Here is a 24,720-nt window from a genome sequence, read left to right on the forward strand (position 1 = left end):
GGCGCATTCAGCGCTGCTAGGGTCGTTGTCAGTGGCGGTGGCGCAGCAGTAGGTTAAGGGTCTTGCCCCGCGCCCAGCGCGCCAGCTGACGGAGAACGACCATGCCCGACTACAAGGCTCCCCTACGCGACATGCGTTTCCTGCTCGACGAAGTCTTCGATTTTCCCGCCAGTTATGCCGCCATCGGTGCCGACGACGCGACCCCGGACATGGTTGGCGCCATCCTCGAGGAGGGCGCCAAGTTCTGCGAGCAGGTGCTGGCACCGCTCAACCGCTCCGGCGACGAGGAAGAGTGCCAGTTCGACAACGGCGTGGTGACCACGCCCAGGGGCTTCAAGGAGGCCTTTGCCCAGTACGTCGAGGGCGGCTGGATGGGCCTGGCCGCCGACCCCGCCTATGGCGGTCAGGGCCTGCCGCACTCGCTCGGCCTGCTGATCAGCGAGATGATCGGCGCCAGCAACACCTCCTGGGGCATGTATCCCGGCCTGACCCACGGCGCCATGTCGGCGATCCATGCCCATGGCAGCGAGGAGCAGAAGCAGATCTACCTGACCCGCATGACCGAGGGCCGCTGGACCGGCACCATGTGCCTGACCGAAGCCCACTGCGGCACCGACCTTGGCATCATCAAGACCCGCGCCGTACCCCAGGCCGACGGCAGCTACGCGATCAGCGGCAGCAAGATCTTCATCTCCGCCGGCGAGCACGACATGAGCGAGAACATCGTTCACCTGGTGCTGGCCAAGCTGCCGGATGCGCCGGCCGGTACGCGCGGCATCTCGCTGTTCATCGTGCCCAAGTTCCTCCCGGGGGCCGACGGCAGTGTCGGCGATCGCAACGCGGTCAGCTGTGGCTCGATCGAGCACAAGATGGGCATCAAGGCCTCGGCCACCTGCGTGATCAACTTCGATAGCGCCACCGGCTACCTGATCGGCGAGGCCAACAAGGGCCTCAACTGCATGTTCACCATGATGAACCACGCCCGCCTGGGCACCGGCATGCAGGGCCTGTGCCTCGGCGAGGCGAGCTACCAGGGGGCGGTCAAGTACGCGGGTGAGCGCCTGCAGATGCGTGCCCTGACCGGGCCCAAGGCGCCGGACAAGCCCGCCGACCCGATCATCGTCCACCCCGATGTGCGGCGCATGCTGCTGACCATGAAGGCGTTCAACGAGGGCAACCGTGCCCTGGCCTACTTCACCGCCCAGCTGATCGACCAGGCCCATGCCGCCGCCAGCGCCGAGCAGCGCGCCGAGGCCGAGGACCTGCTGGCCCTGCTCACGCCGATCTGCAAGGCATTCATGACCGAGACCGGCCTGGAGGCGACCAACCTCGGCATGCAGGTGTTCGGCGGCCATGGCTTCATCCGCGAATGGGGCATGGAACAACTGGTGCGCGACTGCCGCATCGCCCCGATCTACGAAGGTACCAATGGCATCCAGGCCCTCGACCTGCTCGGGCGCAAGGTGCTCGGCAGCCAGGGCAAGCTGCTGCGCGGCTTCACCCGGATTGTCCACAAGTTCTGCGAGGCCCAGGCCGAGCACCCGCAACTCAAGGCCCAGGTGGCGCAGCTGGCGGGGCTGAACAAACAGTGGGGCGAGCTGACCCAGAAGATCGGCCTGGCGGCGATGAAGAACCCTGACGAGGTCGGCGCCGCCTCGATGGACTACCTGATGTATGCCGGCTACGTGATCCTCGCCTACTTCTGGCTGCGCATGGCCCTGGTCGCCCAGGACAAGCTCGCCGCCGGTAGCGACGAGGCGGCCTTCTACCAGGCCAAGCTGGCGACCTGCGACTTCTACTTCAAGCGCCTGCTGCCGCGCACCGCGGCGCACCTGGCTGCGGCCGAGGCGGGCAGCGACTGCTTGATGAGCCTGCCGGCCGAGCACTTCGCCCTCTGACGAGCGGTCGAGCGGAAAGAGACCCGCCGCCGGCGGGTCTTTTCATTTTCAAGTAGATAGATACGCTATTCGACTAATTGGTCATAACGCGACCCTATGTGTCTGTTGTGTTGCTCGGTTAAACTCCCAGGCCTGATGCAAACCCTGATGCAAACCCGTTGCTTCGTTCGAGGATTCTCCCATGGCTGACTACCAAGCCCCCCTGCGCGACATGCGCTTCGTGCTCAATGAAGTGTTCGAAGTCTCCAAGCTGTGGAGCCAATTGCCGGCCCTGGCCGAAGTGGTGGACGAAGACACCGCCAATGCCATCCTCGAGGAAGCCGGCAAGGTCACCGCCGGGGTTATCGCGCCGCTCAACCGCAGCGGCGACGAGGAAGGCTGCAGCTGGGACAACGGCAAGGTCAAGACCCCGGCCGGCTTCCCCGAGGCCTACCAGACCTACGCCGAGGGCGGCTGGGTCGGCGTCGGCGGTGATCCGGTGTTCGGCGGCATGGGCATGCCCAAGGTGATCTCGGCCCAGGTCGAGGAGATGGTCAACTCGGCCAACCTGTCGTTCGGTCTGTACCCGATGCTGACCGCCGGCGCCTGCCTGTCGATCAACGCCCACGCCAGCGAAGAGCTGAAGGAAAAGTACCTGCCGAACATGTACTCCGGCACCTGGGCCGGCTCCATGTGTTTGACCGAGCCGCACGCCGGTACCGACCTGGGCATCATTCGCACCAAGGCCGAACCCCAGGCCGACGGCAGCTACAAGATCAGCGGCACCAAGATCTTCATCACCGGCGGCGAGCACGACCTCACCGAGAACATCATCCACCTGGTGCTGGCCAAGCTGCCGGACGCGCCGGCCGGGCCCAAGGGCATCTCGCTGTTTCTGGTGCCCAAGTTCATGGTGGGCGCCGACGGCTCGCTGGGCGAGCACAACGCGCTGTCCTGTGGCTCGATCGAGCACAAGATGGGCATCAAGGCCTCGGCCACCTGCGTGATGAACTTCGACGGCGCCACCGGCTGGATCGTCGATGCGCCGAACAAGGGCCTGGCGGCCATGTTCACCATGATGAACTACGAGCGCCTGGGCGTCGGCATCCAGGGCCTGGCCACCGGCGAGCGTTCCTACCAGAGCGCCATCGAATACGCCCGTGAGCGCATCCAGAGCCGCGCGCCGACCGGCCCGCAGGCCAAGGACAAGGCCGCCGACCCGATCATCGTGCATCCGGACGTGCGCCGCATGCTGCTGACCATGAAGGCGCTGAACGAAGGCGGCCGCGCCTTCTCCAGCTACGTCGCCATGCAACTCGACACCGCCAAGTTCAGCGAGGACCCGGTCACCCGCAAGCGCGCCGAGGAGCTGGTCGCCCTGCTGACCCCGGTGGCCAAGGCCTTCCTCACCGACATGGGCCTGGAAACCACCCTCCACGGGCAGCAGGTGTTCGGCGGCCACGGCTTCATCCGCGAGTGGGGCCAGGAGCAGCTGGTGCGCGACTGCCGCATCACCCAGATCTATGAGGGCACCAACGGCATCCAGGCCCTCGACCTGGTCGGGCGCAAGGTGATCGGTAGCGGCGGCGCCTTCTACAAGCACTTCGCTGAGGAGATCAAGGTCTTCACCGATTCGGCCGACGGCAGCCTGGCGGAGTTCACCGAGCCGCTGAAAGCCGCCATCGCCAACCTCGAGCAGATGACCGCCGACCTGCTGGAGCGGGCCAAGGCCAACCCCAACGAGATCGGCGCCGCCTCGGTCGAGTACCTGCAGGTGTTCGGCTACACCGCCTACGCCTACATGTGGGCGCTGATGGCGCGGGCTGCCTTGGGCAAGGAAGGCCAGGACGACTTCTACGCCAGCAAGCTGGGCACCGCGCGCTTCTACTTCGCCCGCATCCTGCCGCGCATCCACTCGCTCAGCGCCTCGGTCAAGGCCGGCAGCGAGAGCCTGTACCTGCTGGACGCCGCGCAGTTCTAAGCGCTTTGCGTTGAAAAAAGCCCCGGCCAAGCGCCGGGGCTTTTCGTTTAGCATGGCGCATCGATCAAGGAGGGCTGGTCTGTGGCAAGGGTGCTGATACTCGGCGGTTACGGCAATTTTGGCAAAAGGATCGCCGAGCGTCTCGGCCAGTCTCATGGGGGGATCGAGCTGCTGATCGCCGGGCGCAACCTGGACCGGGCCGCGCGCCTGTGTGCGCAGCTGCAGCCGGGGGCACTGCCGGGCAGCCGCTTGCGCGGCGTCCGCCTGGACATGGATGCGCCGACCTTTGCCGATGAGCTCGCGGCGCTGGCGCCCGACATCGTCATCCACACCAGCGGCCCGTTCCAGGGCCAGGACCAGCGGGTGCCCATGGCCTGCATCCAGGCCGGCGCCCACTGCATCGACCTGGCCGACGATCGCCGCTACGTCTGCGCTATTCGCCAGCTGGACGAGCCGGCCAAGGCGCGGGGTGTGTTACTGATCAGCGGCGCCAGTTCGGTGCCCGGACTGTCCTCGACCGTGATCGACCATTTTTGCGGTGAGTTCGCCCGCCTCGAGACCATCGATTTCGCCATCGCTCCGGGCAACCGGGCGGAAGTCGGCGAAGCCACCCTCGAGGCCATCCTGTCCTATACCGGTCGGCCCTTCCGGGTACTCCAGCAGGGCCGCTGGGTCGAGCGCCATGGCTGGATGAATCCACGGCGGCTGGACTTCGGCGGACCGGTCGGTCGCCGTTGGCTGGCCAATATCGACATTCCCGACCTGGAGCTGTTTCCCCAGCGCTACCCCGGGGTGCAGAGCGTGCGCTTCCAGGCCGGTCTGGAGCTGCCGGTGCTGCACCACATCATGGTGGCGCTGGCCGGGCTGGCGAGGGTGCGCCTGGTCGACAGCTGGAGCGGCTGGGGCAGGCGCATGCTGCGGGCGCGCCAGCCGCTGATGGCGTTCGGCTCCGACGTTGGCGGCATGCGCATCGAGTTGGCCGGGCGCGATCACCAGGGCGAGCGGCGCACCCTGCAGTGGACCCTGTACGCCGAGCAGGGCGTGGGCCCCTATATCCCCACCCTGTCGGCCATCATCCTGGCCGGCAAGCTGCTGCGCGGCGAGCTGACCGAGCGCGGCGCTGTGCCCTGCCTCGGGCTCTACAGCCTGGCCGAGTTCGATGTCGAGGCGAGCCGGCTGGGCATCTACCAGCGGGTGACGCGATGAGCGCCTACCTGCTGCTCAAGTTCTTCCACGTGCTGGGGGCGGCGACGCTGATTGGCAGTGGCGCCGGCATCGCCTTCTTCATGCTGCTGGCGGCCCGCTCCGGCGACCGCCAACTGGTCGCCGGCACCACCCGGCTGGTGGTGCTCGCCGACTGGGTGTTCACCGCGCCGGCGGTACTGCTGCAGTTCGTCAGCGGCCTGCTGCTGATGGAGGTCGGTGGCTATCGCTACGACTCCCCCTGGTTCCTCGCGGCGCTGGCGCTGTTCCTGTTCATCGGCTGCTGCTGGCTGCCCGTGGTGGTGATCCAGTACCGGCTCCGGGCGCGGGCGTCCGAGCCCCTGGGGGCGGAGTTCCAGCGCCTGATGCGGCTGTGGATCGGTCTGGGCATCGCCGCCTTCGGCGCCATCCTGGTGCTGCTCTGGCTGATGGTCGCCAAGCCGCTGCCGATGTTCTGAGCCCGGCCATGACCAGCATTCGGTTTGCCCGCTATGCCCTGGCCTTCGTCTGGCTGGCGACGGCGGCGGTGTCGCTCGGCGGCGGTCGGCAGATCGGTTATGCCACCCTGGCGCAGGTCGGCATCGAGGGGTTGTTGGCCGAGCTGTGCGTCTATGGCGGCGCCGCCCTGGACCTGCTGCTGGGCCTGTGGACGCTGCTGGCGGTGGCGCCGCGGACCTGTCTGCGGGCGCAGGCGGCGCTGATCCTGCTCTACACGCTGTTGCTGACGCTGATCGCGCCGGCATTCTGGTTGCACCCGTTCGGGCCGTTGACCAAGAACATCCCGCTGCTGGCGCTGATTCAACTGCTCTACCAGCAGGTGGGGCGTCGCGAGCGAGGCTGAGTCCGGGCGCTCGGTGCAAACCGCGTCGCCATCACGCTTATCCCCGAGGTGGCCCGGCGCCACGCGCGCGGCCGACAAGCCCAGCCAATTTGTCGTGCCTGAGGGTAAAAAACCTATACCTCGAGCCTTGTGCCCAGTGCATCCGGCGCTTTGCCGGCGGGCACGCTTTTACCTTGGCAGCGACGACAAAAATCATAATTTCGCGAATCCCCGGCTCTGCACAGAATGCGCCCAACACCCCATCGCTGGCCGTAACAGCAGAACAACAATGATCGGAGTCCGAGGAATCGAGCCATGACCGACCTGAATCAAGCCGCCTTGCCGGAGTATCGGAGCAGGGCCGTCGAGCAGACTGAAATAGACACGCTGGTGGTTGGCGCCGGCCAGGCCGGCGTGGCCATCAGCGAGCACCTGAGCAAACTCGGGGTGCCGCACCTGGTGCTGGAGAGGAGTCGCATCGCCGAAGCCTGGCGCAGCGGGCGCTGGGACTCGCTGGTGGCCAATGGTCCGGCCTGGCACGATCGCTTCCCGGGTATGGAGTTCGACCTCGATCCCGACGGTTTCGCCCCGAAGGAGATGGTGGCGGATTATTTCGAGGCCTATGCCCGCCAGTTCAACGCGCCCATCCGCACCGGCGTGGAGGTCAAGCGCGTGGTGCGCAATGCCGACCGCCCGGGCTTCACCGTCGAGACCTCGGCGGGAGTGATCCGGGCCAACCGCGTGGTCGCCGCCACCGGCCCGTTCCAGCGCCCGCTGATCCCGCCGATCGCGCCCCGGGACGAGCGGCTCATGCAGATCCACTCCGCCGAGTACCGCAACCCGCAGCAGCTGCCCGAGGGTGGGGTGCTGGTGGTGGGCGCCGGCTCCTCCGGGGTACAGATCGCCGACGAGCTGCTGCGCGCCGGCAAGCGCGTGTACCTCTCGGTCGGACCGCACGACCGTCCGCCGCGGTCCTACCGCAACCGCGACTTCTGCTGGTGGCTGGGCGTGCTCGGCCTGTGGGACATGGAGGTCGCCCAGCCGGGCAAGGAACACGTGACCATCGCGGTCAGCGGCGCCCGCGGCGGCGAGACCATCGATTTTCGTCGCCTGGCCCAGCAGGGCATGACCCTGGTCGGCCTGACCAAGGCATTCGAGGGCGGCGTGGTGAGCTTCCAGGCGGACCTGGCCGACAACCTGGCCCGTGGTGACGAGAACTACCTGGCGCTGCTGGATGCCGCCGATTCCTACGTCGCGCGCAATGGCCTCGACCTGCCGGAGGAACCCGAAGCCCGCCGGACTTTCCCGGAGCCGGACTGCGTGAGCGAGCCGATCCTCGAGTTGGACCTGGCCGCGGCCGGCATCACCTCGATCGTCTGGGCCACCGGCTATGCCGTCGACTTCAGCTGGCTGCAGGTGGATGCCTTCGACGAGCAGGGCAAGCCGAAGCACCAGCGCGGCGTGTCCAGCGAGCCGGGCGTGTACTTCCTCGGCCTGCCGTGGCTGTCGCGCCGTGGCTCCACCTTCATCTGGGGCGTGTGGCACGACGCCAAGCACGTCGCCGACCACATCGCCACCCAGCGCAAGTACGCCGAGTACCGCGATGCCGGGCAGCGCCGGGACGAGCGCGGCGCCTGCGGTCAATCCGCCAGCCTTTCGGGAGTCAGCTGATGGTCACCCATACCCGCATCCGCATGTTCAACACCCAGGACACCTACCCCAACCAGAGCCTGGACAACGACCTGTGCCAGGCCGTGCGTGCCGGCAACACCCTGTATGTGCGCGGCCAGGTCGGCACCGATTTCGAGGGCCGCCTGGTCGGTCTCGGCGATCCGCGGGCACAGGCCGAGCAGGCGATGAAGAACGTCAAGCAGCTGCTGGAGGAGGCCGGCAGCGACCTCTCGCACATCGTCAAGACCACCACCTACCTGATCGACCCGCGCTACCGCGAGCCGGTCTACCAGGAGGTCGGCAAGTGGCTCAAGGGCGTGTTCCCGATCTCCACCGGCCTGGTGGTCAGCGCTCTCGGTCAGCCGCAGTGGCTGATGGAGATCGACGTGATCGCGGTCATCCCGGATGACTGGCAGCCGGACAACGCCTGAGGAGTACGCCATGACCTTTTCCATCGTCGGCCGCTGCGCCGAGACCGGCCAGCTGGGCATCGCCATCAGTTCCTCGAGCATCGCCGTCGGTGCCCGCTGCCCCTGGCTGCGCGCCGGAGTGGGGGCGGTGGCCAGCCAGAACATCACCCTGCCGGCCCTGGGGCCGCAGATCCTCGATGCCCTGGAGGCCGGGCTGGAGCCGGCGGCGGCGCTGGACCAGGCGCTGACCCGCAACGGCTACAGCCAGTACCGCCAGGTGGCGCTGCTCGACAGCCAGGGTCGCAGCGCGCTGTTCACCGGCAGCCAGGCCCTGGGCCTGCACCACGCCCTGGCCGGCGAGCAGTGCGTGGCGGCCGGCAACCTGCTGGCGGACCGCGGGGTGATCGTGGCCATGCTCGCGGCCTTCGAGCAGACCCCGGGGATGCTGGCCGAACGTCTGCTGGCGGCCATGAGAGCGGCGCTGGCGGCCGGCGGCGAGGCCGGCCCGGTGCATTCGGCGGCGCTGCAGGTGGTCGACGAGTTGACCTGGCCGCTGGTCGACCTGCGCGTGGACTGGGCCGAGCAGGACCCGCTCGGCGAGCTGACCAGGCTGTGGCGTGCCTACCAGCCGCAGATGCGCGACTACCTCATCCGTGCCCTCGACCCGACCCGCGCGCCCAGCTACGGGGTGCCTGGCGATGAGTGAGATGAGCAGCCGCGAGCTGCTGGCCGAGCTGGTGGCCTTCCCCACGGTCAGCCGCGACTCCAACCTGGCTCTGATCGCCTTTATCCGCGCCTACCTCGAGGGCCAGGGCGTGGCCTGCGAGCTGGACTACAACGCCGAGCGCAGCAAGGCCAATCTGTTCGCCAGCATCGGTCCGGCGGAGCGCGGCGGGGTGGTGCTGTCCGGGCACAGCGACGTGGTGCCGGTGGCCGGCCAGGCCTGGAGCCTGCCGCCGTTCCAGCTGAGCGAGCGGGACGGCAAGCTGTACGGTCGCGGCACCGCCGACATGAAGGGCTTTATCGCCTGCGCGCTGGCCGCCGTGCCGACGTTCCAGGCCCGGCCCTTGCGTCGGCCGGTGCACCTGGCCTTCTCCTACGACGAGGAGGTCGGCTGCCTCGGCGTGCGCTCGCTGCTGGCCGAGCTGGCGCGAAGACCGCACAGGCCGATCGCCTGCCTGATCGGCGAGCCCACCGAACTCAGGCCGGTGCTCGGTCACAAGGGCAAGCTGGCCATGCGTTGCCAGGTCCGCGGCGCGGCCTGCCACTCGGCCTACGCGCCGCAGGGGGTCAATGCCATCGAGGTCGCTGCCCGGCTGATCAACCGTCTCGGCGAGATCGGCCAGCGCCTGGCCGCGCCGGCACGCCAGGACCCGCGCTTCGACCCGCCGTTCTCCACCGTGCAGACCGGCCTGATCGGCGGCGGCCGGGCGCTCAACATAGTGCCGGAGCACTGCCAGTTCGACTTCGAGGTGCGCCACCTGCCGAGCGACGACCCGCAGGAGGTGGTCGCCGGGCTGAGGGACTACGCCGAGACCGAGTTGCTGCCGTCGATGCAGGCGCGCAGCGCCGCCAGCGCCATCGACTTTCAGCCGCTGTCGGCCTATCCCGGCCTGGCCACCGATCCGCGCGGCGAGGCGGCCGACTTGCTGGCGCTGCTCAGTGGTAGCCGGGCCTTTGGTACCGTGGCCTTCGGCACCGAAGGCGGGCTGTTCCACCAGGCCGGCATCCCCACGGTGATCTGCGGGCCGGGCAGCATGGAGCAGGGCCACAAGCCGGACGAGTTCATCCACCAGGCCCAACTCGACGGTTGCGACGCCCTGCTCGCGCGCCTGGCCGACTGGCTGCGCGTGCACCCCTGAGGCGGCGCCTGTCCGTCCGTCGCCGGGCGCGCCATTGGTCGGCCCTGGCGGCCGGTGCGCATGCGCCGGCGCAAGGCGCTTAAACGCGGGGGACCGGGACTTGGCGACCGATGGTCTGTTTCACCGGTGAAACAGTGTACTAGCCTTGTAACGACGAACAGCCAGATGCCGAAGTCCAGCGCTCGGATGCTTCGGCGGGGAGTTTGTCCTATGCGCAGTCACTCTCGCGGTCGCCAGCTCGGCCACCTGTCCATCCTCTTGCTCTCGGCCGCCACCCTGGCGGCGGTAGCCTCCTCGGCAGCCGCCGCGCCGGGCTTTACCGGCGGGCTTGAGGAACTGCCACGGGGGCGGCTGAAGAGCCAGATCGAACGACTGCCGCCGGCGGCGCAACAGCGCGCCCTGGAGTGGCTGCAGCGCTTCTCGATTCCCATGGAGGATTTCGACTACCTGCGCGTCGATCCCGAAGGCGGCGTCTATTACCAAGATACCGAACTGCCGGAGCCGGTCGAGGAGGCCGAGCCGGTGCTGCCGGCACAACCCGAGGCCGTGGCGCCGGAACAGACCTTCCTCCTGCACAGCCGCCCCGGCGCGGCCAAGGTGGTGTTCCTCGACTTCGACGGCGCCGTGATCAGCGGCACCGCCTGGAACGGCGGGGCCGCCGACCCGCTGTATGCCCGCCCCTACGATACCGACGGCAACCCGGGCAGCTTCGGCAGCGCCGAGCGGGCGGCGATCGCCGAGATCTGGCACCGGGTCGCCGAGGACCTGGCCCCGTTCGATATCGATGTGACCACCGAGGATCCGGGCGCATTCGGCCCGACGGTGGGGCATGTGCTGGTGACCGCAGACTCCGACGCCAACGGTGCGGCCATGCCGGCGCAAGGTGCCGGCGGGGTCGCCTATGTCGGGGTCTGGGGGCGTTCGGACTACCACAGCAAGTACCAGCCGGCGCTGGTCTACTTCGACAACCTGGGCAACGGTTTTCCACCCTACGTGGCCGAGGCGGCCAGCCATGAGTTCGGCCACAACCTCGCGCTGAGTCATGACGGCACCAACAGTCAGAGTTACTACAGTGGTCATGGCGCAGGCTATGTGTCCTGGGCGCCGATCATGGGGGTGGGCTACTACAACAACGTCACCCAGTGGAGTAAGGGCGAGTACCCCAATGCCAACAATCAGCAGGACGACCTGGCGATCATCGCTGGCCAGCTGGGCTATCGCCCGGACGACCACGGCGGCAGCCTGGCCGGGGCCACGCCGCTGCAGGTGGATGCCGACGGCAGCGTCTACGTGACCTTTCCCGAGATCGACCCGGACAATCTCGATCCGGCCAACAAGGGCGTGATCGAAACCCGCAGCGATACCGATTTGTTCTGGTTTGACACCGGCGCCGGTCCGCTCAGCTTCAATGTGATACCGGCCTGGGAGGCCTTCTATCGCGGCTCGCGGCGTGGGGCCAATCTGGATATCCAGGCCCGGCTGTACGACGCCGCTGGTCAACTGCTGGCCAGCAGCGACCCGCTCGACGACACCCTGGCGCAGCTGGCGGCCGATCTGCCGGCCGGCCGCTACTACCTGGAAGTCGGCGGCGTCGGCAATGCCGGGGTGCCTTACAGCGACTATGGCAGCCTGGGCATGTATTTCATCTCCGGCAGCGTGCAGCCGGCGACGCTCGACCAGACCGCGCCGACCCCCGATCCGATGGGCTGGGCGCTTGCTCCGGTGGCCAACGGCGCCAGCCGCATCGACATGACGGCGCTGACCGCGAGCGACGCCTCGGGCGTCGTCCGCTACTGGTTCCAGTGCGTCAGCGGCGGGGGCGGTTGCGTCGACAGCGGCTGGCAGAACAGCGCCCAGTACAGCGCCAGCGGCCTCAGCGCCGGCACCTCCTACAGCTTCCGGGTCAAGGCCGCCGATGCCGCCGGTAATGAAACCGCCTGGTCGGGGCTAGGCAGCGCGACCACCGCGGCGAACCAGGCGCCGGTGGCGGTCGATGACAGCGCCGCGACCGATGAAGACAGCGCGGTACTGATCGCGGTGCTGGCCAATGACAGCGATGCGGATGGCGATCCCCTGGCCATCGCCAGCTACGGCCAGGGCAGCCTGGGGGCGGTGAGCCAGAACGGAACCAGCCTGCTGTATACCCCGCACGCCGACGTCAGCGGCACGGACAGCTTCAGCTACAGCCTGAGCGATGGCCTGCACGCGCCGGTCAGCGCGACGGTCAGCGTGACCATCCGGCCGGTCAACGATGCCCCACTCGCCGCCGACGACAGCGTCGATGTCGCGGTCAACAGCTCGGTGGTCATCGAGGTGCTGGCCAACGACAGCGATCCGGAGGGCGACGCACTCAGCCTGCAGAGCTGGAGCGAGCCGGGCAAGGGCAGCCTGACCCGCGTCGGCGATACCCTGGTCTACCAGAGCGGCAACAAGCGCGGTGGCGACAGCTTCAGCTACAGCATCGCGGACAGCCAGGGCGCCTCGGCGACCGCCACGGTCTCCATCGCCATCAGTGCCGATGGCGGCGCAGGCGGTGGTGGTGATGGCGGGGGCAAATGCAACCCGAAGAAGGGCTGCTAGGGCGCGTCCACAAGGCCGACCCGCGCCGGGATGGCGACCGCTCGAGGGCGCGCGAGGCGCTTAGCGCCTGACGCCGGCACCCCCGGGGAAACCCGCCAGGGTCTTGCGGTACTCGTCCGGGGTGGCGCCCATCATCCGCCGGAACATGGCGATGAACGCCGAGACCGAGTTGTAACCCAGGTCGTGGGCGATGTTCTCGACGGTCTGTCCTGCTTCCAGGGGCGCCACCGCGCTGAGCACGCGCAGGCGCAGGCGCCATTCGCTGAGGGTCATGCCCAGCTCGCGCTGGCTGCGGCGCATCAGGGTGCGCTCGGTGGTGTGTACCGTCCGGGCCAGCTCGGCGATGGAGCGGCAGTCACCGGGATTGCCCTGCAGCGCCCTGAGCACCGGTTCTAGCAGCGAGTCGCGCGAGGCGGGCAGGTAGCTGCCCGCGACCTCGGCACTGCCCAACTGGTCGACGGCCACCTGCAGCAGGCGAAGCTCCTGTGCGGTTTTCGCCGCGCCCTCGATGTGCTGGCGACAATGCTCGAGCAGCGCCCGCAGCAGCGGGCCGACGGTCAGCGCGCAGGCCTGGCGCGGCAGGGCCGCGGTCAGCCCCGCGCTGACATAGAGCGAGCAGTAAAAGGTTTCGTCATGGTTCATGCCGCGGTGCTCGACGCCGGGCGGCAGCCAGATGCCGTACTGCGAGGGGGCGAGAAAATGCTGGCCCTGCAGCTGCACCTCCATCACCCCGGTGAACGAGTAGACGAATTCGCCCCAGTCATGCCGGTGGCTCGGAAAACTGGCCTCGGCGGGCATGCGTGCCGAGCGGAAGTGGATCGGCGTCGGCAAGTCATCGGTGAATGGCGCCACCTGCAGGGGGCGCGCGCGCGTGGTGGGGGCAGGCATGCTGTCGGTCCGCCGTGATCCAGTGTCAGGTTTGCGTTATGTAACGCATCACTGACCGCGTGACAATGCGCACCAAGACATTCGGAGCCGCCCCATGGACTCGCGTAAACCGCTCGACGTTTCGGCCATCGGCCTGATGCTGATGCTCTGCCTGATCTGGAGCATGCAGTCGATCGCGCTCAAGGCCACCGCCGCCGATTTCTCGCCGGTCCTGCAGATCGCCCTGCGCTCGGCCATCGGCGCGGTGCTGGTGGGCGGGCTGATGCTGTGGCGGCGTGAGCGCCTGAGCCTGGCGACGGGCATCTGGCAACCCGGCGTCCTGGCCGGCGCCTGCTTTGCCCTGGAGTACCTGCTGGTCGGCGAGGCGCTGCAGCACACCTCGGCCGGCCATGTGGTGGTATTTCTCTATACCGCGCCGGTGTTTGCCGCCCTGGGCCTGCATTGGTGGCTGCCGAGCGAGCGCTTGGCTCCGTTGCAGTGGCTGGGCGTGGGGCTGGCCTTCGCCGGCATTGCGATCGCCTTTCTGCGCGGCGTCGAAGGCGGCAACGGCGACCTGCCGCGAATGCTCTGGGGCGACCTGCTGGCCTTGCTCGGCGGCGTCACCTGGGCGGCCACCACGGTGCTGGTGCGGGTCACCCGGCTGGCGACGCTGCCGGCGACGCAGACGCTGCTGTACCAGTTGGCGATGGGCTTTGTGCTCCTGCTGCCGGCCGCCCTGCTGATCGGCCACACCACCTTCAACCCGACCTCGCTGGTCTGGCTGAGCCTGGCGTACCAGTCGCTGATGGTGTGCTTCGCCAGCTTCCTGATCTGGTTCGCCCTGCTGCGCCGCTACCTGGCCTCGCGGCTCGGCGTGCTGTCGTTCCTGACCCCCTTGTTCGGTGTCATCCTCGGCGCCTGGCTGCTGGACGAAGCCATCGAGCCCGGGTTCGTCCTGGGCAGCGCACTGGCGCTCACGGGAATCGTGCTGGTCAGTGGCCATGGCTGGATCAAGTCGGCGGCCAGAGCCGCCGAACGGGCCAAGCTAGCCGGGTAGACCCAGTAGCTCGCTCAGGGAAAGGGCGCGCAGCCTCAGGCCGCTGCCGGCGCCGCGGAAAACACCTGCACGGCCGCCAGCACCCAGAGCGCGATCAGCAGCAGGTTGCTCAGGGCGAAGGCGGCCAGCCGGTGCATGACGTTGTTGTAGCTGAGGTGGATCAGGCTGTGCACCACACGGGCCAGCACATAGGCCCAGGCCAGCGCCAGCATGGCCGGCGAGGGGATCGCGGTGACGTAGATCAGCAGGCAGCCGACATAGAACAGCACCGGGATCTCGAGCAGGTTCATGTAGTTCCTGTTCGGCAGGCTCACGTAGGGCGGCACCGCGGCCGACTCACCATAGCGATAGTCGCCGGGGCCGGTCTCGCGGCGCGCGGCGGAGCGGAAACGGGCGATCGGGATCTGCAACAGGACCACGCAGGTCCAGAGCACCAGGGCGAAGATCGGGTAGAGAATGGCCAGATTGTGCATGCCTGCAACTCCTTGTGCGTATGCGAAGGGCCCCTGAAGGCGGGGCGCGCCCGAGTGTAATCCGCCTCCCTGGCGAAGTCAGGGCCGGCGGCGCAAGTGCACCAGCGCAAGTGCACCAGCGCAAGTGCGCCAGCGAAAAGCGTGCGGCTTTAGGGCGAGGGCCAACCTGGAGCGTTGATTCGGCGGCCGACCGTGCCGAGGGCGTCGGCATCGCCATCCTCTTCCGTGCTCCCGGCAGCCTGGGGCAGGGCACAAGCCCGACGATTTCGTCAGTTGCGGACAGCTCGAGTGCCGCGAGGCGTTGCGGGAGCGATTGGCGGACGGAATGTCCGCCCGAGAGGGGAAGGGCCGGTCGGGTCGCCCGACCGGCTTGGCGCATCAGAAGATGTCGTAGGGGTATTCGATGATCACGCGAACCTGGTCGGCATCGCCGTCCCAGCTGTCGTCACCACCGGAGATGCGGTGGGTCGCCCAGCGCACACGAGTGGAGAGGTTCTTGGCCGGGCCATCCTGCACCACGTACTTGATGTCGAGGTCGCGCTCCCAGTGCTCTTCGCCGTCGGCGGTGGCGTAGTAGCTGTAGGCGCCGCTACCCACGTCGCTGCCGTCGATATCGGTACCCTTGATGTAGCGGATGCCGAAGGTCAGCCCGGGTACACCGTAGCTGGCGAAGTCGAGGTTGTAGAAGGCACCGTAGGACTTCTCGTTCGGGCCGTTGAAGTCCACCAACTGCGAGGAGTTGGCCAGGTAGATGGAGTCGTGGAAGGTGCCCGGGCCAAGGCCGAGGTAGTCGAACGGCTGGTCACCGTCGATCTCCTGGTAAGTCAGTTTGAACGTGTGGGCACCGACCGTGTAGGCCGCTGCCAGCGAGTAGGCGAGCGTGTCGATTTGACCCGCCAGCGACTTGCCCTTGTCATCGGTCTGATAGACGTTGACGTCGAAGTTCATGCTTTGGGAGTCGCTGATCGGCAAGGTGTAGTTGAGGTTGCCGTAGTACTGACGCCAGATGTCGGCGTACTCGGAGCCATACAGGCTGGCGCTGAGCTGGTCGGTGAGCGAGAAGTTGCCGCCGACGAAGTCTGCCGTGTCGGTGCTCACGCCGGCGTAAGCGGCGAAGAAGTCATCGTCACTGTTGGTGCTGTTGAAGTCCTTGGCGGCGGTCAGGTGCGCGGCCTCCAGGCTCACTCCCTCCAGCTCGTTGCTGGTCAGCCACAGGCCGGTCACGGTGCCCGGTACCAAGCGGAGATCGGAGGCGGCGAACACCGGGTTGTAGGGGCGCAGGTTGTTGCCGTACTTCAGCTCGGTGTTGGAAATGCGCATTTTGACATTGGCACCGGCCGAGCCTGCGGTGGCAGCAGTGCCATCACCTTCGGGTACCAGTACTCCAGCCCTGCCGGAGTGTCCCTGACCACCGTCGAGCTTGATCACGCCATAGGCGCTGGCGTCGACGCCGAAGCCTACGGTGCCCTGGGTGTAGCCGGAGGTGTAGTCGAGGCGCAGGCCCTGGCCCCACTCGCGGCGGTCGACGTCGTCACCGTGGTAGGTGTGGTAGTCGTGATGCCAGTACAGGTTGCGGGTGAGGAATTTCAGGTGGCTGTCTTCGACGAAGCCCTGGCTGTCGGCCTGGCTGGCCATGGCCAGAGGGGCGGCGGTGGCGGCGGTGATGGCCAGGGCCAGTAATGTTTTTTTGCGAGATGACATGGCTTGCTCTCCGAGTCTTATTAGTGTCGTTGGCGGCAGAGAAAGGGGCATCGCATCCTCCCTTGAACGAGCGAGAGTGTTGCTGGGCCGTAGATACTGGCCAAAAGAAGCGAGTCCCGGACCCGGCGAGGCCGGGTCCTGGTCGAGAGTAAGGCGCTGAGGAGATCGCGAATGCATGAGGGCGACAATTAAGGGCCTGAATCCGACCTGGCTGCGCAGGGCTCCGCCGAGCGGTCATCGATCCGTCGCGGCCGTCGAGCGGCCCTTTTCACCACCACCGATAATGGCCGTTGGCGAGGGCGCGCCGATGCGAGTCCTGGTTGCCGCCGATTGCGCTGACGCGATGATACGAGCGCGATCCCGAGGTCGCGGGTCGCCTTGAGGAGGGGCCGGCACGAAGCCAGGACGGTGCGGATGAAGGCCTGCCGCTATGACCAGGAACGGACATTCGCAGAGGGCCGACCGCTGCCCGTTGCCAGCGGCAATCGTCGACCCGGAGCTGCCGATCGGAGGCGCAAACCCCTGCATGCAGCCTCAGCTAAGCGGACACATCGGCAGCGCTGGTCACGAAAGGCTTCTACGCCTCGATCTGCACATCGGCGGCAGGGACGACGACGGCGCGCTTGCCGAAGCTCGTCATGTTCGCCAGCGTGGTGTTGTGATGCGCCGTGATTTGCGCGGCTGACAGTACCCCGTTGTCCACCGTCGAATGCGCGTCTGCAACCAGGACTACCTCATAGCCCAGCGCCAAGGCGCGTCGGGTGGTGGTGTCGACGCAGAAGTCGCTCTGCAAACCACAGATCAGCAAACGCGAGATATCCCGCTCCTGCAGACGCTGGATCAGCTCGGTGCGATGGAAAGAGTCCGGGGTTGTCTTGCGAATGCGAAGATCGCCCGGCGATGTCGCCAGCCCTTCGGCGAGTTGCCAACCGTCGCTGTCGAACTGCAGAGGACCGCGCTCCTCTTCATGCTGGATCAGCACCACCGGTGCGCCGGTGGCGCGTGCCCTCTCGGCAACGGTGTTGATTCTTTCGATGACCCGCCCGCTATCGAAGGCGGCTTCCGCGCCGGTACAGAGTGCCTGTTGGACGTCGATGATCAGTAGTGCGCTAGACATGGGGTTCCTCCCTGGAGTTGGCGTATGGGGCAAGGGGCAGCGGCCCGCAATCAGCATTGTTGCGGATGGAGTGTCCTGGTTCGCAGCCTGCACGGAGGATGGTAGCGCCGGCGGCATCGGCTCGACCATCCTTGCCTGCCTCCCGCGCCTAAACCCCGCCCTCGCTGGTCGGCGCCAGCTGCGCCTGGCAGAACTCGACGAACAGCTGCGCCGGCTTGGTCAGCTGGGCGCGCTTGAGCCAGGCGGCGACCAGCCCGGAGCTGCTCACCGATTCGGCGATATCCACCGTCACCACCTTCTTGCCGTCGTAGGTGCACTCCGAGTGCGGCCGGGTGACCAGCAGGGAGAAGCCGAAACCCTGGCCGACCATGCCGCGCACCATCTCGATCGACGGTGAGCTGAACACCACGTTCGGGCTCAGGCCGAGCTCCTCGAACAGGCTGACGAAATAGGTGCGGCTCGGCTGCACGTCGAGCAGGATCATCGGCTCCAGGCACAGGTCGCGCAGCGACACCCGGGCCTGGCCGGTGAAGCGGTGGCCCTCCGGCAGCAGGGCGTAGGGCTTCTGCGGGGTCATCAGCGGCTCGCAGGCGATGGTCGCGTCGAGGTCGTGGTCATAGAGGATCGCCAGGTCGAAGCGCCCGGCGGTCAGGCCCTGCACCAGTTCCTGCTGCTCGCCGTCGCGGATGCGGATCTCCACCCCCGGGTAGAGGGCGTTGAAGCCGGCGATCAGGCGCGGCAGGTAGAGCGGGGCGACGGTCTCGAAGCAGCCGATGTCGATTTGCCCGGCCACCACGTCGTTGTCGGCCAGGGCGTTCTGCTCGAACTCGTGGGCCATGCGCAGCAGTTCCTGGGCCTTGCGGTAGAAGCGCGCGCCGCTGGGCGTCAGGGACACCCCCTGGGCGTGGTGGCGGATGAACAGCTGCACACCGAAGCTTTCCTCCAGGCCCTTGATCGCGGTGGAGATCGACGGCTGGGCGATGTACAGCTTGCGCGAGGCCTCGGCCACGCTGCCGCACTCCACGGTGGTCACGAAATACTTGAGTTGGCGCAAGGTGTAGTTGGCCATGGGGCTCCTCTGCCGCGGACCTGCGGATCCGTCTTGTCATGGTAATCGAGGCCCCAACATACCCCAGGAGGGTCGGTGCGGGGCTTCCCGGCTGAGCAGTTTTTTCATGGCCTGCGAGCATATATTTACTAATTTTCCTGGCGCCCGGCCTGGGCCACCATCCTCCTCAACAACCACGACAAGCCGCTTGCGGCCTTCGGTATGAGGAGAGGGCGATGCTGCAGTACAGCGATTGGCAAAGGCGCGCAGCCGCACAAGGCTTTATCACCCAGGCACTGATCGACGGTGAGCTGCGTGCGGCCCGGGGCGGCGCCACCTTCGCCGCCATCAATCCGGCCACCAACCAAATGTTGGGCGAGGTCGCCGCCTGCGACGCGGCCGATGTCGATGCCGCGGTACGCAGCGCCCGCCGCGCCTTCGACCAGGGGCCCTGGGCGCGCATGGCGCCGCGCGAGCGCAAGGCGGTGCTGCTGCGCCTGGCCGAGCTGATCCTGGCCCACCGCGAGGAGCTGGCGTTGCTCGATTCGCTGAACATGGGCAAGCCGGTGATGGATGCCTACAACATCGACGTGCCGGGGGCGGCCAACGTCTTCGCCTGGTACGCCGAAGCCCTGGACAAGCGCTATGACCAGGTGGCGCCGACCGCCGGCGATGCCCTGGCCACCATCCGCCGCGAGCCGCTGGGGGTGATAGGCGCGGTGGTGCCGTGGAACTTCCCGCTCGACCTGGCCGCCTGGAAGCTGGCTCCGGCCCTGGCCGCCGGCAACTCGGTGGTGCTCAAGCCCGCCGAGCAGTCGCCGTTCTCGGCCCTGCGCCTCGGCCAGCTGGCGCTGCAGGCCGGGCTGCCGGCCGGGGTGCTGAACGTGCTGCCGGGGCTCGGCGAGACGGCAGGCAAGGCCCTCGGCCTGCATATGGACGTCGACTGCCTGGCCTTCACCGGCTCCACCGAGGTGGGCAAGTACTTCATGGCCTACGCGGCTCAGTCGAATCTCAAGCAGGTCTGGCTGGAATGCGGCGGCAAGAGCCCCAACCTGGTGTTCGCCGACTGCCAGGACCTCGACCTGGCGGCGGAGAAGGCCGCCTTCGCGATCTTCTTCAACCAGGGCGAGGTCTGCTCGGCCAACTCGCGGCTGCTGGTCGAGCGCTCGATCCACGACGAGTTCGTCGAGCGCCTGATCGCCAAGGCGCGCGACTGGCAGCCGGGCGATCCGCTGGACCCGGCCAGCCGCATGGGCGCCATCGTCGAGGCGCGGCAGAGCGAGCGGATCATGGCCTTCATCGACCAGGCCCTAGGCGAGGGCGCGCGCCTGGCCTGCGGCGGCCAGCGCCTGCGGATCAACGGCTCGGACAACTTCATCCAGCCGACCCTCTTCACCGGGGTGAGTCCGCAGATGCGCCTGGCCCGCGAGGAGGTGTTCGGCCCGGTGCTGGCGGTCATGCCCTTCGACAGCGAGGAACAGGCCATCGGCCTGGCCAACGACAGCCCCTTCGGCCTGGCCGCCTCGCTGTGGAGCGACGACCTTGGCCGCATCCAGCGGGTGGCCCGGCGCCTGCGGGTCGGCACCGTGTCGGTGAACACGGTGGACGCCCTCGACGTCTGCGTGCCGTTCGGCGGCTGCAAGCAGTCCGGCTTCGGCCGCGACCTGTCGCTGCAGGCCCTCGACCAGTACAGCCACCTGAAAACCACCTGGCTGCAGCTGCGCGGCTGAGGTCGGGTCGGTTCCAGGCTTCCGTTAATCCATCATCAAGGCGAGGTCGCTGCCATGACAGTCTTCCCCAATCCCACCCGCACCACCCGTGACTACCAGGAACTGGATGCGGCCCACCACATCCATGCCTTCGTCGACCAGAAGGCGCTGAACGCCGAGGGGCCGCGGGTGATGGTCCGCGGCGAGGGCCTGCAGCTGTGGGACAGCGACGGCAAGCGCTACCTGGACGGCATGTCCGGCCTCTGGTGCACCAACCTCGGCTACGGCCGCCAGGACCTGGCCGCCGCCGCCAGCCGCCAGCTGGAGCAGCTGCCGTACTACAACATGTTCTTCCACACCACCCACCCGGCGGTGGTCGAGCTGTCCGAGCAGCTGTTCAGCCTGCTGCCCAGCCACTACAGCCACGCGGTCTACACCAACTCCGGCTCGGAGGCCAACGAGGTGCTGATCCGCACCGTGCGGCGCTACTGGCAGATTCTCGGCAAGCCGCAGAAGAAGGTGATGATCGGCCGCTGGAACGGCTACCACGGCTCGACCCTGGCCAGCACTGCGCTCGGCGGCATGGGTTTCATGCACGAGATGGGCGGCATGCTGCCGGACTTCGCCCACATCGGCGAACCCTACTGGTACGCCGAGGGCGGCGAGCAGAGCCCGGCCGAGTTCGGTCGCCGCTGCGCCCTGCAGCTGGAGGAGAAGATCCTCGAACTGGGCGCCGAGAACGTCGCCGCCTTCGTCGCCGAGCCGTTCCAGGGTGCCGGCGGCATGATCTTCCCGCCGGAAAGCTACTGGCCGGAGATCCAGCGCATCTGCCGCCAGTATGACGTGCTGCTGTGCGCCGACGAGGTGATCGGCGGCTTCGGCCGTACCGGCGAATGGTTCGCCCACCAGCACTTCGGCTTCCAGCCCGACACCCTGTCGATCGCCAAGGGCCTGACCAGCGGCTACGTCCCCATGGGCGGGCTGGTGCTGTCCAAGCGCATCGCCGAGGTGCTGGTGGAGCAGGGCGGGGTCTACGCCCACGGCCTGACCTACTCCGGCCACCCGGTGGCGGCGGCGGTGGCCATCGCCAACATCAAGGCATTGCGCGACGAGGGCGTGGTCGAACGGGTCAAGGCCGACACCGGCCCCTATCTGCAGCAGTGCCTGCGCCAGGCGTTCGCCGACCACCCGCTGGTCGGCGAGATCCAGGGCAGCGGCCTGGTCGCCGCCCTGCAGTTCAGCCAGGACAAGGCCAGCCGCCAGCGCTTCGCCAACGAGACCGAGCTGACCTGGCGCTGCCGCAGCATCGGCTTCGACGAGGGCCTGATCATCCGCGCCACCCTCGGCCGGATGATCATGGCGCCGGCCCTGGTAGCCACCCGTGGCGACATCGACGAGCTGGTGGCCAAGACCAAGCTGGCGGTGGACCGCACCGCCCAGGAGTTCGGCCTGCTCTAGCCCGAGCTTCCATCGATCCGGCCCCGCGCAGGCGGGGCTCCCCTGCAACCGACACGGCGCCCGCCTGCGCAGGCGCCGGAGGATAGTCACGCTTCGCCGCAGCGGCCCGCCAGAGGTCCGCGCGCTGGAAAGATTGACGGCCCCTGGCCCGTACTGCCCCGCAAACCAACAACTACAGCCGAAAGGCGGAGGGAATCTTTCATGCACCAGTCCTTGCACACCCGTTTCTCCTTGTCCCTGGCCGCCAGCGCGCTGGCCCTGGGCCTCGCCAGCGGCGCCCAGGCCGGCACCCTGACCATCGGCCATACCACCTGGGTCGGCTACGGCACCCTGTACCTGGCCCGCGACCTCGGCTACTTCAAGGAGCAGGGCCTCGACCTGCAGCTGACCACCATCGAGGAGGCCTCGATGTACATGGCCGCCCAGGCCTCGGGGAAGATCTCCGGCTCGGCCTCGACCATCGATGAAATCCTCAAGTACCGCCCGCAGTTCTGCTTCAAGGCGGTGGCCGCGCTGGACGACAGCTTCGGCGGCGACGGCGTGCTGGTGGGCGACCAGGTCACCAGCCTGAAGGAGCTCAAGGGCCAGCCGGTGGCGGTCAACGAGGGCTCGGTCTCGCAGTTCTGGCTGTCCTACCTGCTCAAGCGCCAGGGCATGCAGATGAGCGACCTGAACATCCAGAACATGACCGCCGACGACGCGGCCACCGCCTTCATCGCCGGCCGGGTGCCGGCGGCGGTGACCTGGGAGCCGCACCTGTCGCTGGTGCGGCAGAAGGGCCAGGGCAAGGTACTGGTCGACAGCACCCAGACCCCGGGGGTGATCGTCGACGTGGTGGCGCTCAACTGCGACGTCATCGAGCGCCAGCCGGAGGACGTCAAGGCGCTGGTCAGCGGGCTGTACAAGGCGGTGCAGTACACCCGGGAACACCCGCAGGAGGCCTACGCGATCATGGCCAAGGGCGTCGGCGGCTACCTCAGCGATCCGGCCGAACTGGCCGAGGCGGCCAAGGGCGTGCGCTTCTACGACCAGGCCATGAGCGAGGAACTGCTCGGCAGCGGGGGCAAGGCCAAGGGCCTGATCCGCCTGGCCAACGAGACCTGGAGCGCCCTGCAGGGCAAACGCTACGAGGTCAGCTACGAGCAGCTGGTCGACAGTCGCTTCGTCACGCCCTAGCGCCCCGTCGGGAGCGGCCGAGGTCGCTCCCGCTGTCCGCCATACATTTTCCTGATTTCGCGAGAGGAGGTGGCCATGTCCACCGGTAAATCCTGGCTGAACCGCTGCCTGACCCCCAAGGTCGAGCTGCCGGCCCAGCTCGTCTTCGGCGCCAGCAGCCTGTGCTGGCTGCTGGTGATCGGCCTCTGGGCCGGACTGTCCTATGGCGGCGTGGTGCCGGCCATGTTCCTGCCCACCCCGGGCGCGGTGCTGCAGGCGGCCGGCCGCCTGGCCGGCGACGGCACCCTCGGCCAGCACGTCTGGGCCAGCGTCGAGGTGGTGCTGATCGGCTTCGCCGTGTCGTCGCTGGTGGCGGTGCCGCTGGGGCTGCTGATGGGCAGCTTCCGCATCGTCCAGGCGCTGATCGAGCCGCTGGTCAACTTCATCCGCTACCTGCCGGTGACCTCGTTCGTGCCGCTGTTCATCCTGTGGATCGGCATCGGCCTGGAGCAGCGGGTGACGGTGATCATCTTCGGCGTGTTCTTCCAGCAGCTGGTGATGATCGCCGACGTGTCCAAGGGCGTATCCAAGGACCTGATCAACGCCTCCTACACCCTCGGCTGCAACCGCCGCGACGTGGTTCTGCACGTGCTCGGCCCGGCCTCGCTGCCCGGCGTGCTGGACACCCTGCGGGTCACCATGGGCTGGGCCTGGACCTACCTGGTGGTGGCCGAGCTGGTCGCCGCCTCCAGCGGCCTGGGCTACATCAGCCTGAAGGCCATGCGCGGCTTCCAGGTCGACGTGATCTTCCTCGCGATCGCCATCATCGGCCTGCTCGGCCTGATGACCGATCAACTGTTCCGACTTCTTCGACTCAAGGTGGCCTCATGGGCGCAGTAGCAGCGGTACATAAGGATCAAGCGGTTTCCCTGGCAGCTTCGGGCACGGCGCCGCCGCAGCTGCGCGTCGAGGCGGTCAGCCTGCACTACCAGACCCCCGGCGGCGCCACCTTCACCGCCCTCGACCAGGTCTCGCTGGCGGTGCCGGACCAGCAGTTCGCCGTGCTGGTCGGGCCCTCCGGCTGCGGCAAGTCGAGCCTGCTCTACCTCACCGCCGGCCTGGCCGAGCCGAGCGCCGGGCAGATCCATGTCGGCGGTCGCCAGGTCGAGGGGCCGGGCGCCGACCGCGGCATGGTGTTCCAGAGCTACACCCTGTTCCCCTGGCTGACGGTGCGGCAGAACATCGCCTTCGGTCTCAGGCGGCGCGGCCAGTCGGCGGCGCAGTGCCGGGAGACGGTCGACTACTACCTCAACGAGGTCGGCCTCGGCGCCTTCGCCGACAACTATCCCAAGCAGTTGTCCGGCGGCATGATGCAGCGCGTGGCGATCGCCCGGGCGCTGGCCAACGACCCGCAGATCCTGCTGATGGACGAGCCCTTCGGCGCCCTGGACAGCCAGACCCGCCTGCAGATGCAGCAGCTGCTGCTGCGGGTGTGGGGCAACAGCAAGAAGACCGTGCTGTTCGTCACCCACGACATCGACGAGGCGATCCTGCTCGGCGACAGCGTGTACGTGATGGGCGCCCGGCCGGGGCGGATCAAGCGGGTGCTGGAGGTGCCGCTGGCGCGCCCGCGCAGCCTCGACCTGGTCATGGAGCGGCCGTTCATCGAGATGAAACGGGAGATATTCGGCCTGCTGCACGAGGGCGACGAGCAGGCCGTCAGCTAGCGTC

Annotated in this window: 21 protein-coding genes; 16 read left to right on the forward strand and 5 right to left on the reverse strand. The window is 67.8% G+C overall.

The window, feature by feature from the left end:
- Positions 1–101: 101 nt before the first annotated feature.
- The 10 genes from AB5S05_RS12560 to AB5S05_RS12605 all read left to right on the forward strand — a co-directional run bounded on the left by AB5S05_RS12560 (position 102) and on the right by AB5S05_RS12605 (position 12,404).
- Positions 102–1,898, forward strand: coding sequence for an acyl-CoA dehydrogenase C-terminal domain-containing protein (locus AB5S05_RS12560; RefSeq protein ID WP_369287869.1), 1,797 nt, complete (start codon positions 102–104; stop codon positions 1,896–1,898).
- 181 nt (positions 1,899–2,079) lie between these two features.
- Positions 2,080–3,858: an acyl-CoA dehydrogenase C-terminal domain-containing protein gene (locus AB5S05_RS12565; protein WP_369287870.1), complete on the forward strand. Its 1,779-nt coding sequence runs from the start codon at positions 2,080–2,082 to the stop codon at positions 3,856–3,858.
- A gap of 81 nt (positions 3,859–3,939) precedes the next feature.
- Positions 3,940–5,064 carry a saccharopine dehydrogenase family protein gene (locus tag AB5S05_RS12570; RefSeq protein WP_369287871.1) on the forward strand — a complete coding sequence of 375 codons (1,125 nt, stop codon included), beginning with the start codon at positions 3,940–3,942 and terminating at the stop codon, positions 5,062–5,064.
- The gene (locus AB5S05_RS12575; RefSeq protein ID WP_369287872.1) at positions 5,061–5,519 is read left to right on the forward strand and encodes a DUF2269 family protein; all 459 of its coding nucleotides are present in this window, start codon (positions 5,061–5,063) and stop codon (positions 5,517–5,519) included. The genes AB5S05_RS12570 and AB5S05_RS12575 overlap by 4 nt, the downstream gene beginning before the upstream one ends.
- Before the next feature lie 8 nt (positions 5,520–5,527).
- The gene (locus AB5S05_RS12580; protein ID WP_369287873.1) at positions 5,528–5,902 is read left to right on the forward strand and encodes a DoxX-like family protein; all 375 of its coding nucleotides are present in this window, start codon (positions 5,528–5,530) and stop codon (positions 5,900–5,902) included.
- Positions 5,903–6,196: 294 nt separating this feature from the next.
- A complete protein-coding gene (locus AB5S05_RS12585; RefSeq protein WP_369287874.1) occupies positions 6,197–7,552 on the forward strand; it encodes a flavin-containing monooxygenase in 1,356 nt (451 codons plus the stop codon).
- The gene (locus AB5S05_RS12590; protein WP_369287875.1) at positions 7,552–7,983 is read left to right on the forward strand and encodes a RidA family protein; all 432 of its coding nucleotides are present in this window, start codon (positions 7,552–7,554) and stop codon (positions 7,981–7,983) included. The genes AB5S05_RS12585 and AB5S05_RS12590 overlap by 1 nt, the downstream gene beginning before the upstream one ends.
- Before the next feature lie 10 nt (positions 7,984–7,993).
- A complete protein-coding gene (locus tag AB5S05_RS12595) occupies positions 7,994–8,668 on the forward strand; it encodes a DUF1028 domain-containing protein (protein WP_369287876.1) in 675 nt (224 codons plus the stop codon).
- A complete protein-coding gene (gene argE, locus AB5S05_RS12600) occupies positions 8,661–9,824 on the forward strand; it encodes an acetylornithine deacetylase (RefSeq protein ID WP_369287877.1) in 1,164 nt (387 codons plus the stop codon). Before AB5S05_RS12595 ends, argE begins: the two co-directional genes overlap by 8 nt.
- 210 nt (positions 9,825–10,034) lie before the next feature.
- The gene (locus AB5S05_RS12605) at positions 10,035–12,404 is read left to right on the forward strand and encodes an Ig-like domain-containing protein (protein ID WP_369287878.1); all 2,370 of its coding nucleotides are present in this window, start codon (positions 10,035–10,037) and stop codon (positions 12,402–12,404) included.
- A 60-nt stretch (positions 12,405–12,464) separates the two neighbouring features.
- On the opposite strand, the gene AB5S05_RS12610 is transcribed toward AB5S05_RS12605, so the two are convergent.
- Entirely contained in the window at positions 12,465–13,292 is an 828-nt protein-coding gene (locus tag AB5S05_RS12610) for an AraC family transcriptional regulator (protein ID WP_369287879.1), read from the reverse strand.
- Positions 13,293–13,386: 94 nt separating this feature from the next.
- Here AB5S05_RS12610 and AB5S05_RS12615 point away from each other — a divergent pair, with 94 nt between their 5' ends.
- Positions 13,387–14,328: a DMT family transporter gene (locus tag AB5S05_RS12615; RefSeq protein ID WP_369287880.1), complete on the forward strand. Its 942-nt coding sequence runs from the start codon at positions 13,387–13,389 to the stop codon at positions 14,326–14,328.
- A gap of 35 nt (positions 14,329–14,363) precedes the next feature.
- Here the strand turns inward: AB5S05_RS12615 and AB5S05_RS12620 are convergent, their stop codons facing one another.
- The 4 genes from AB5S05_RS12620 to AB5S05_RS12635 all read right to left on the reverse strand — a co-directional run bounded on the left by AB5S05_RS12620 (position 14,364) and on the right by AB5S05_RS12635 (position 18,688).
- Positions 14,364–14,801 (reverse strand): MAPEG family protein, encoded by a 438-nt coding sequence (locus AB5S05_RS12620; protein ID WP_369287881.1) that lies wholly within the window; start codon positions 14,799–14,801, stop codon positions 14,364–14,366.
- Between the two features lie 378 nt (positions 14,802–15,179).
- Positions 15,180–16,502, reverse strand: a complete 1,323-nt coding sequence (locus AB5S05_RS12625) for an OprD family porin (RefSeq protein ID WP_369287882.1) — start codon at positions 16,500–16,502, stop codon at positions 15,180–15,182.
- A 577-nt stretch (positions 16,503–17,079) separates the two neighbouring features.
- Complete coding sequence (locus AB5S05_RS12630; protein WP_369287883.1) at positions 17,080–17,619, reverse strand: cysteine hydrolase family protein; 540 nt, start codon at positions 17,617–17,619, stop codon at positions 17,080–17,082.
- A 148-nt stretch (positions 17,620–17,767) separates the two neighbouring features.
- Complete coding sequence (locus AB5S05_RS12635) at positions 17,768–18,688, reverse strand: LysR substrate-binding domain-containing protein (protein WP_369287884.1); 921 nt, start codon at positions 18,686–18,688, stop codon at positions 17,768–17,770.
- 215 nt (positions 18,689–18,903) lie between these two features.
- On the opposite strand from AB5S05_RS12635, the gene AB5S05_RS12640 reads away from it, so the two are divergent.
- The 5 genes from AB5S05_RS12640 (at position 18,904) to AB5S05_RS12660 (ending at position 24,716) form a co-directional block, all read left to right on the forward strand.
- On the forward strand, positions 18,904–20,397 hold the full coding sequence (locus AB5S05_RS12640; protein WP_369287885.1) for an aldehyde dehydrogenase: 1,494 nt from the start codon (positions 18,904–18,906) through the stop codon (positions 20,395–20,397).
- Positions 20,398–20,451: 54 nt separating this feature from the next.
- Entirely contained in the window at positions 20,452–21,834 is a 1,383-nt protein-coding gene (locus tag AB5S05_RS12645) for an aspartate aminotransferase family protein (RefSeq protein ID WP_369287886.1), read from the forward strand.
- A 201-nt stretch (positions 21,835–22,035) separates the two neighbouring features.
- Positions 22,036–23,010 carry an ABC transporter substrate-binding protein gene (locus AB5S05_RS12650; protein WP_369287887.1) on the forward strand — a complete coding sequence of 325 codons (975 nt, stop codon included), beginning with the start codon at positions 22,036–22,038 and terminating at the stop codon, positions 23,008–23,010.
- A gap of 75 nt (positions 23,011–23,085) precedes the next feature.
- Complete coding sequence (locus tag AB5S05_RS12655) at positions 23,086–23,889, forward strand: ABC transporter permease (RefSeq protein ID WP_369287888.1); 804 nt, start codon at positions 23,086–23,088, stop codon at positions 23,887–23,889.
- On the forward strand, positions 23,877–24,716 hold the full coding sequence (locus tag AB5S05_RS12660) for an ABC transporter ATP-binding protein (protein ID WP_369287889.1): 840 nt from the start codon (positions 23,877–23,879) through the stop codon (positions 24,714–24,716). The genes AB5S05_RS12655 and AB5S05_RS12660 overlap by 13 nt, the downstream gene beginning before the upstream one ends.
- Positions 24,717–24,720 lie beyond the last annotated feature (4 nt).

It is taken from the genome of Pseudomonas zhanjiangensis (genome assembly GCF_041027545.1).
GTDB classification, from domain to species: domain Bacteria; phylum Pseudomonadota; class Gammaproteobacteria; order Pseudomonadales; family Pseudomonadaceae; genus Aquipseudomonas; species Aquipseudomonas zhanjiangensis.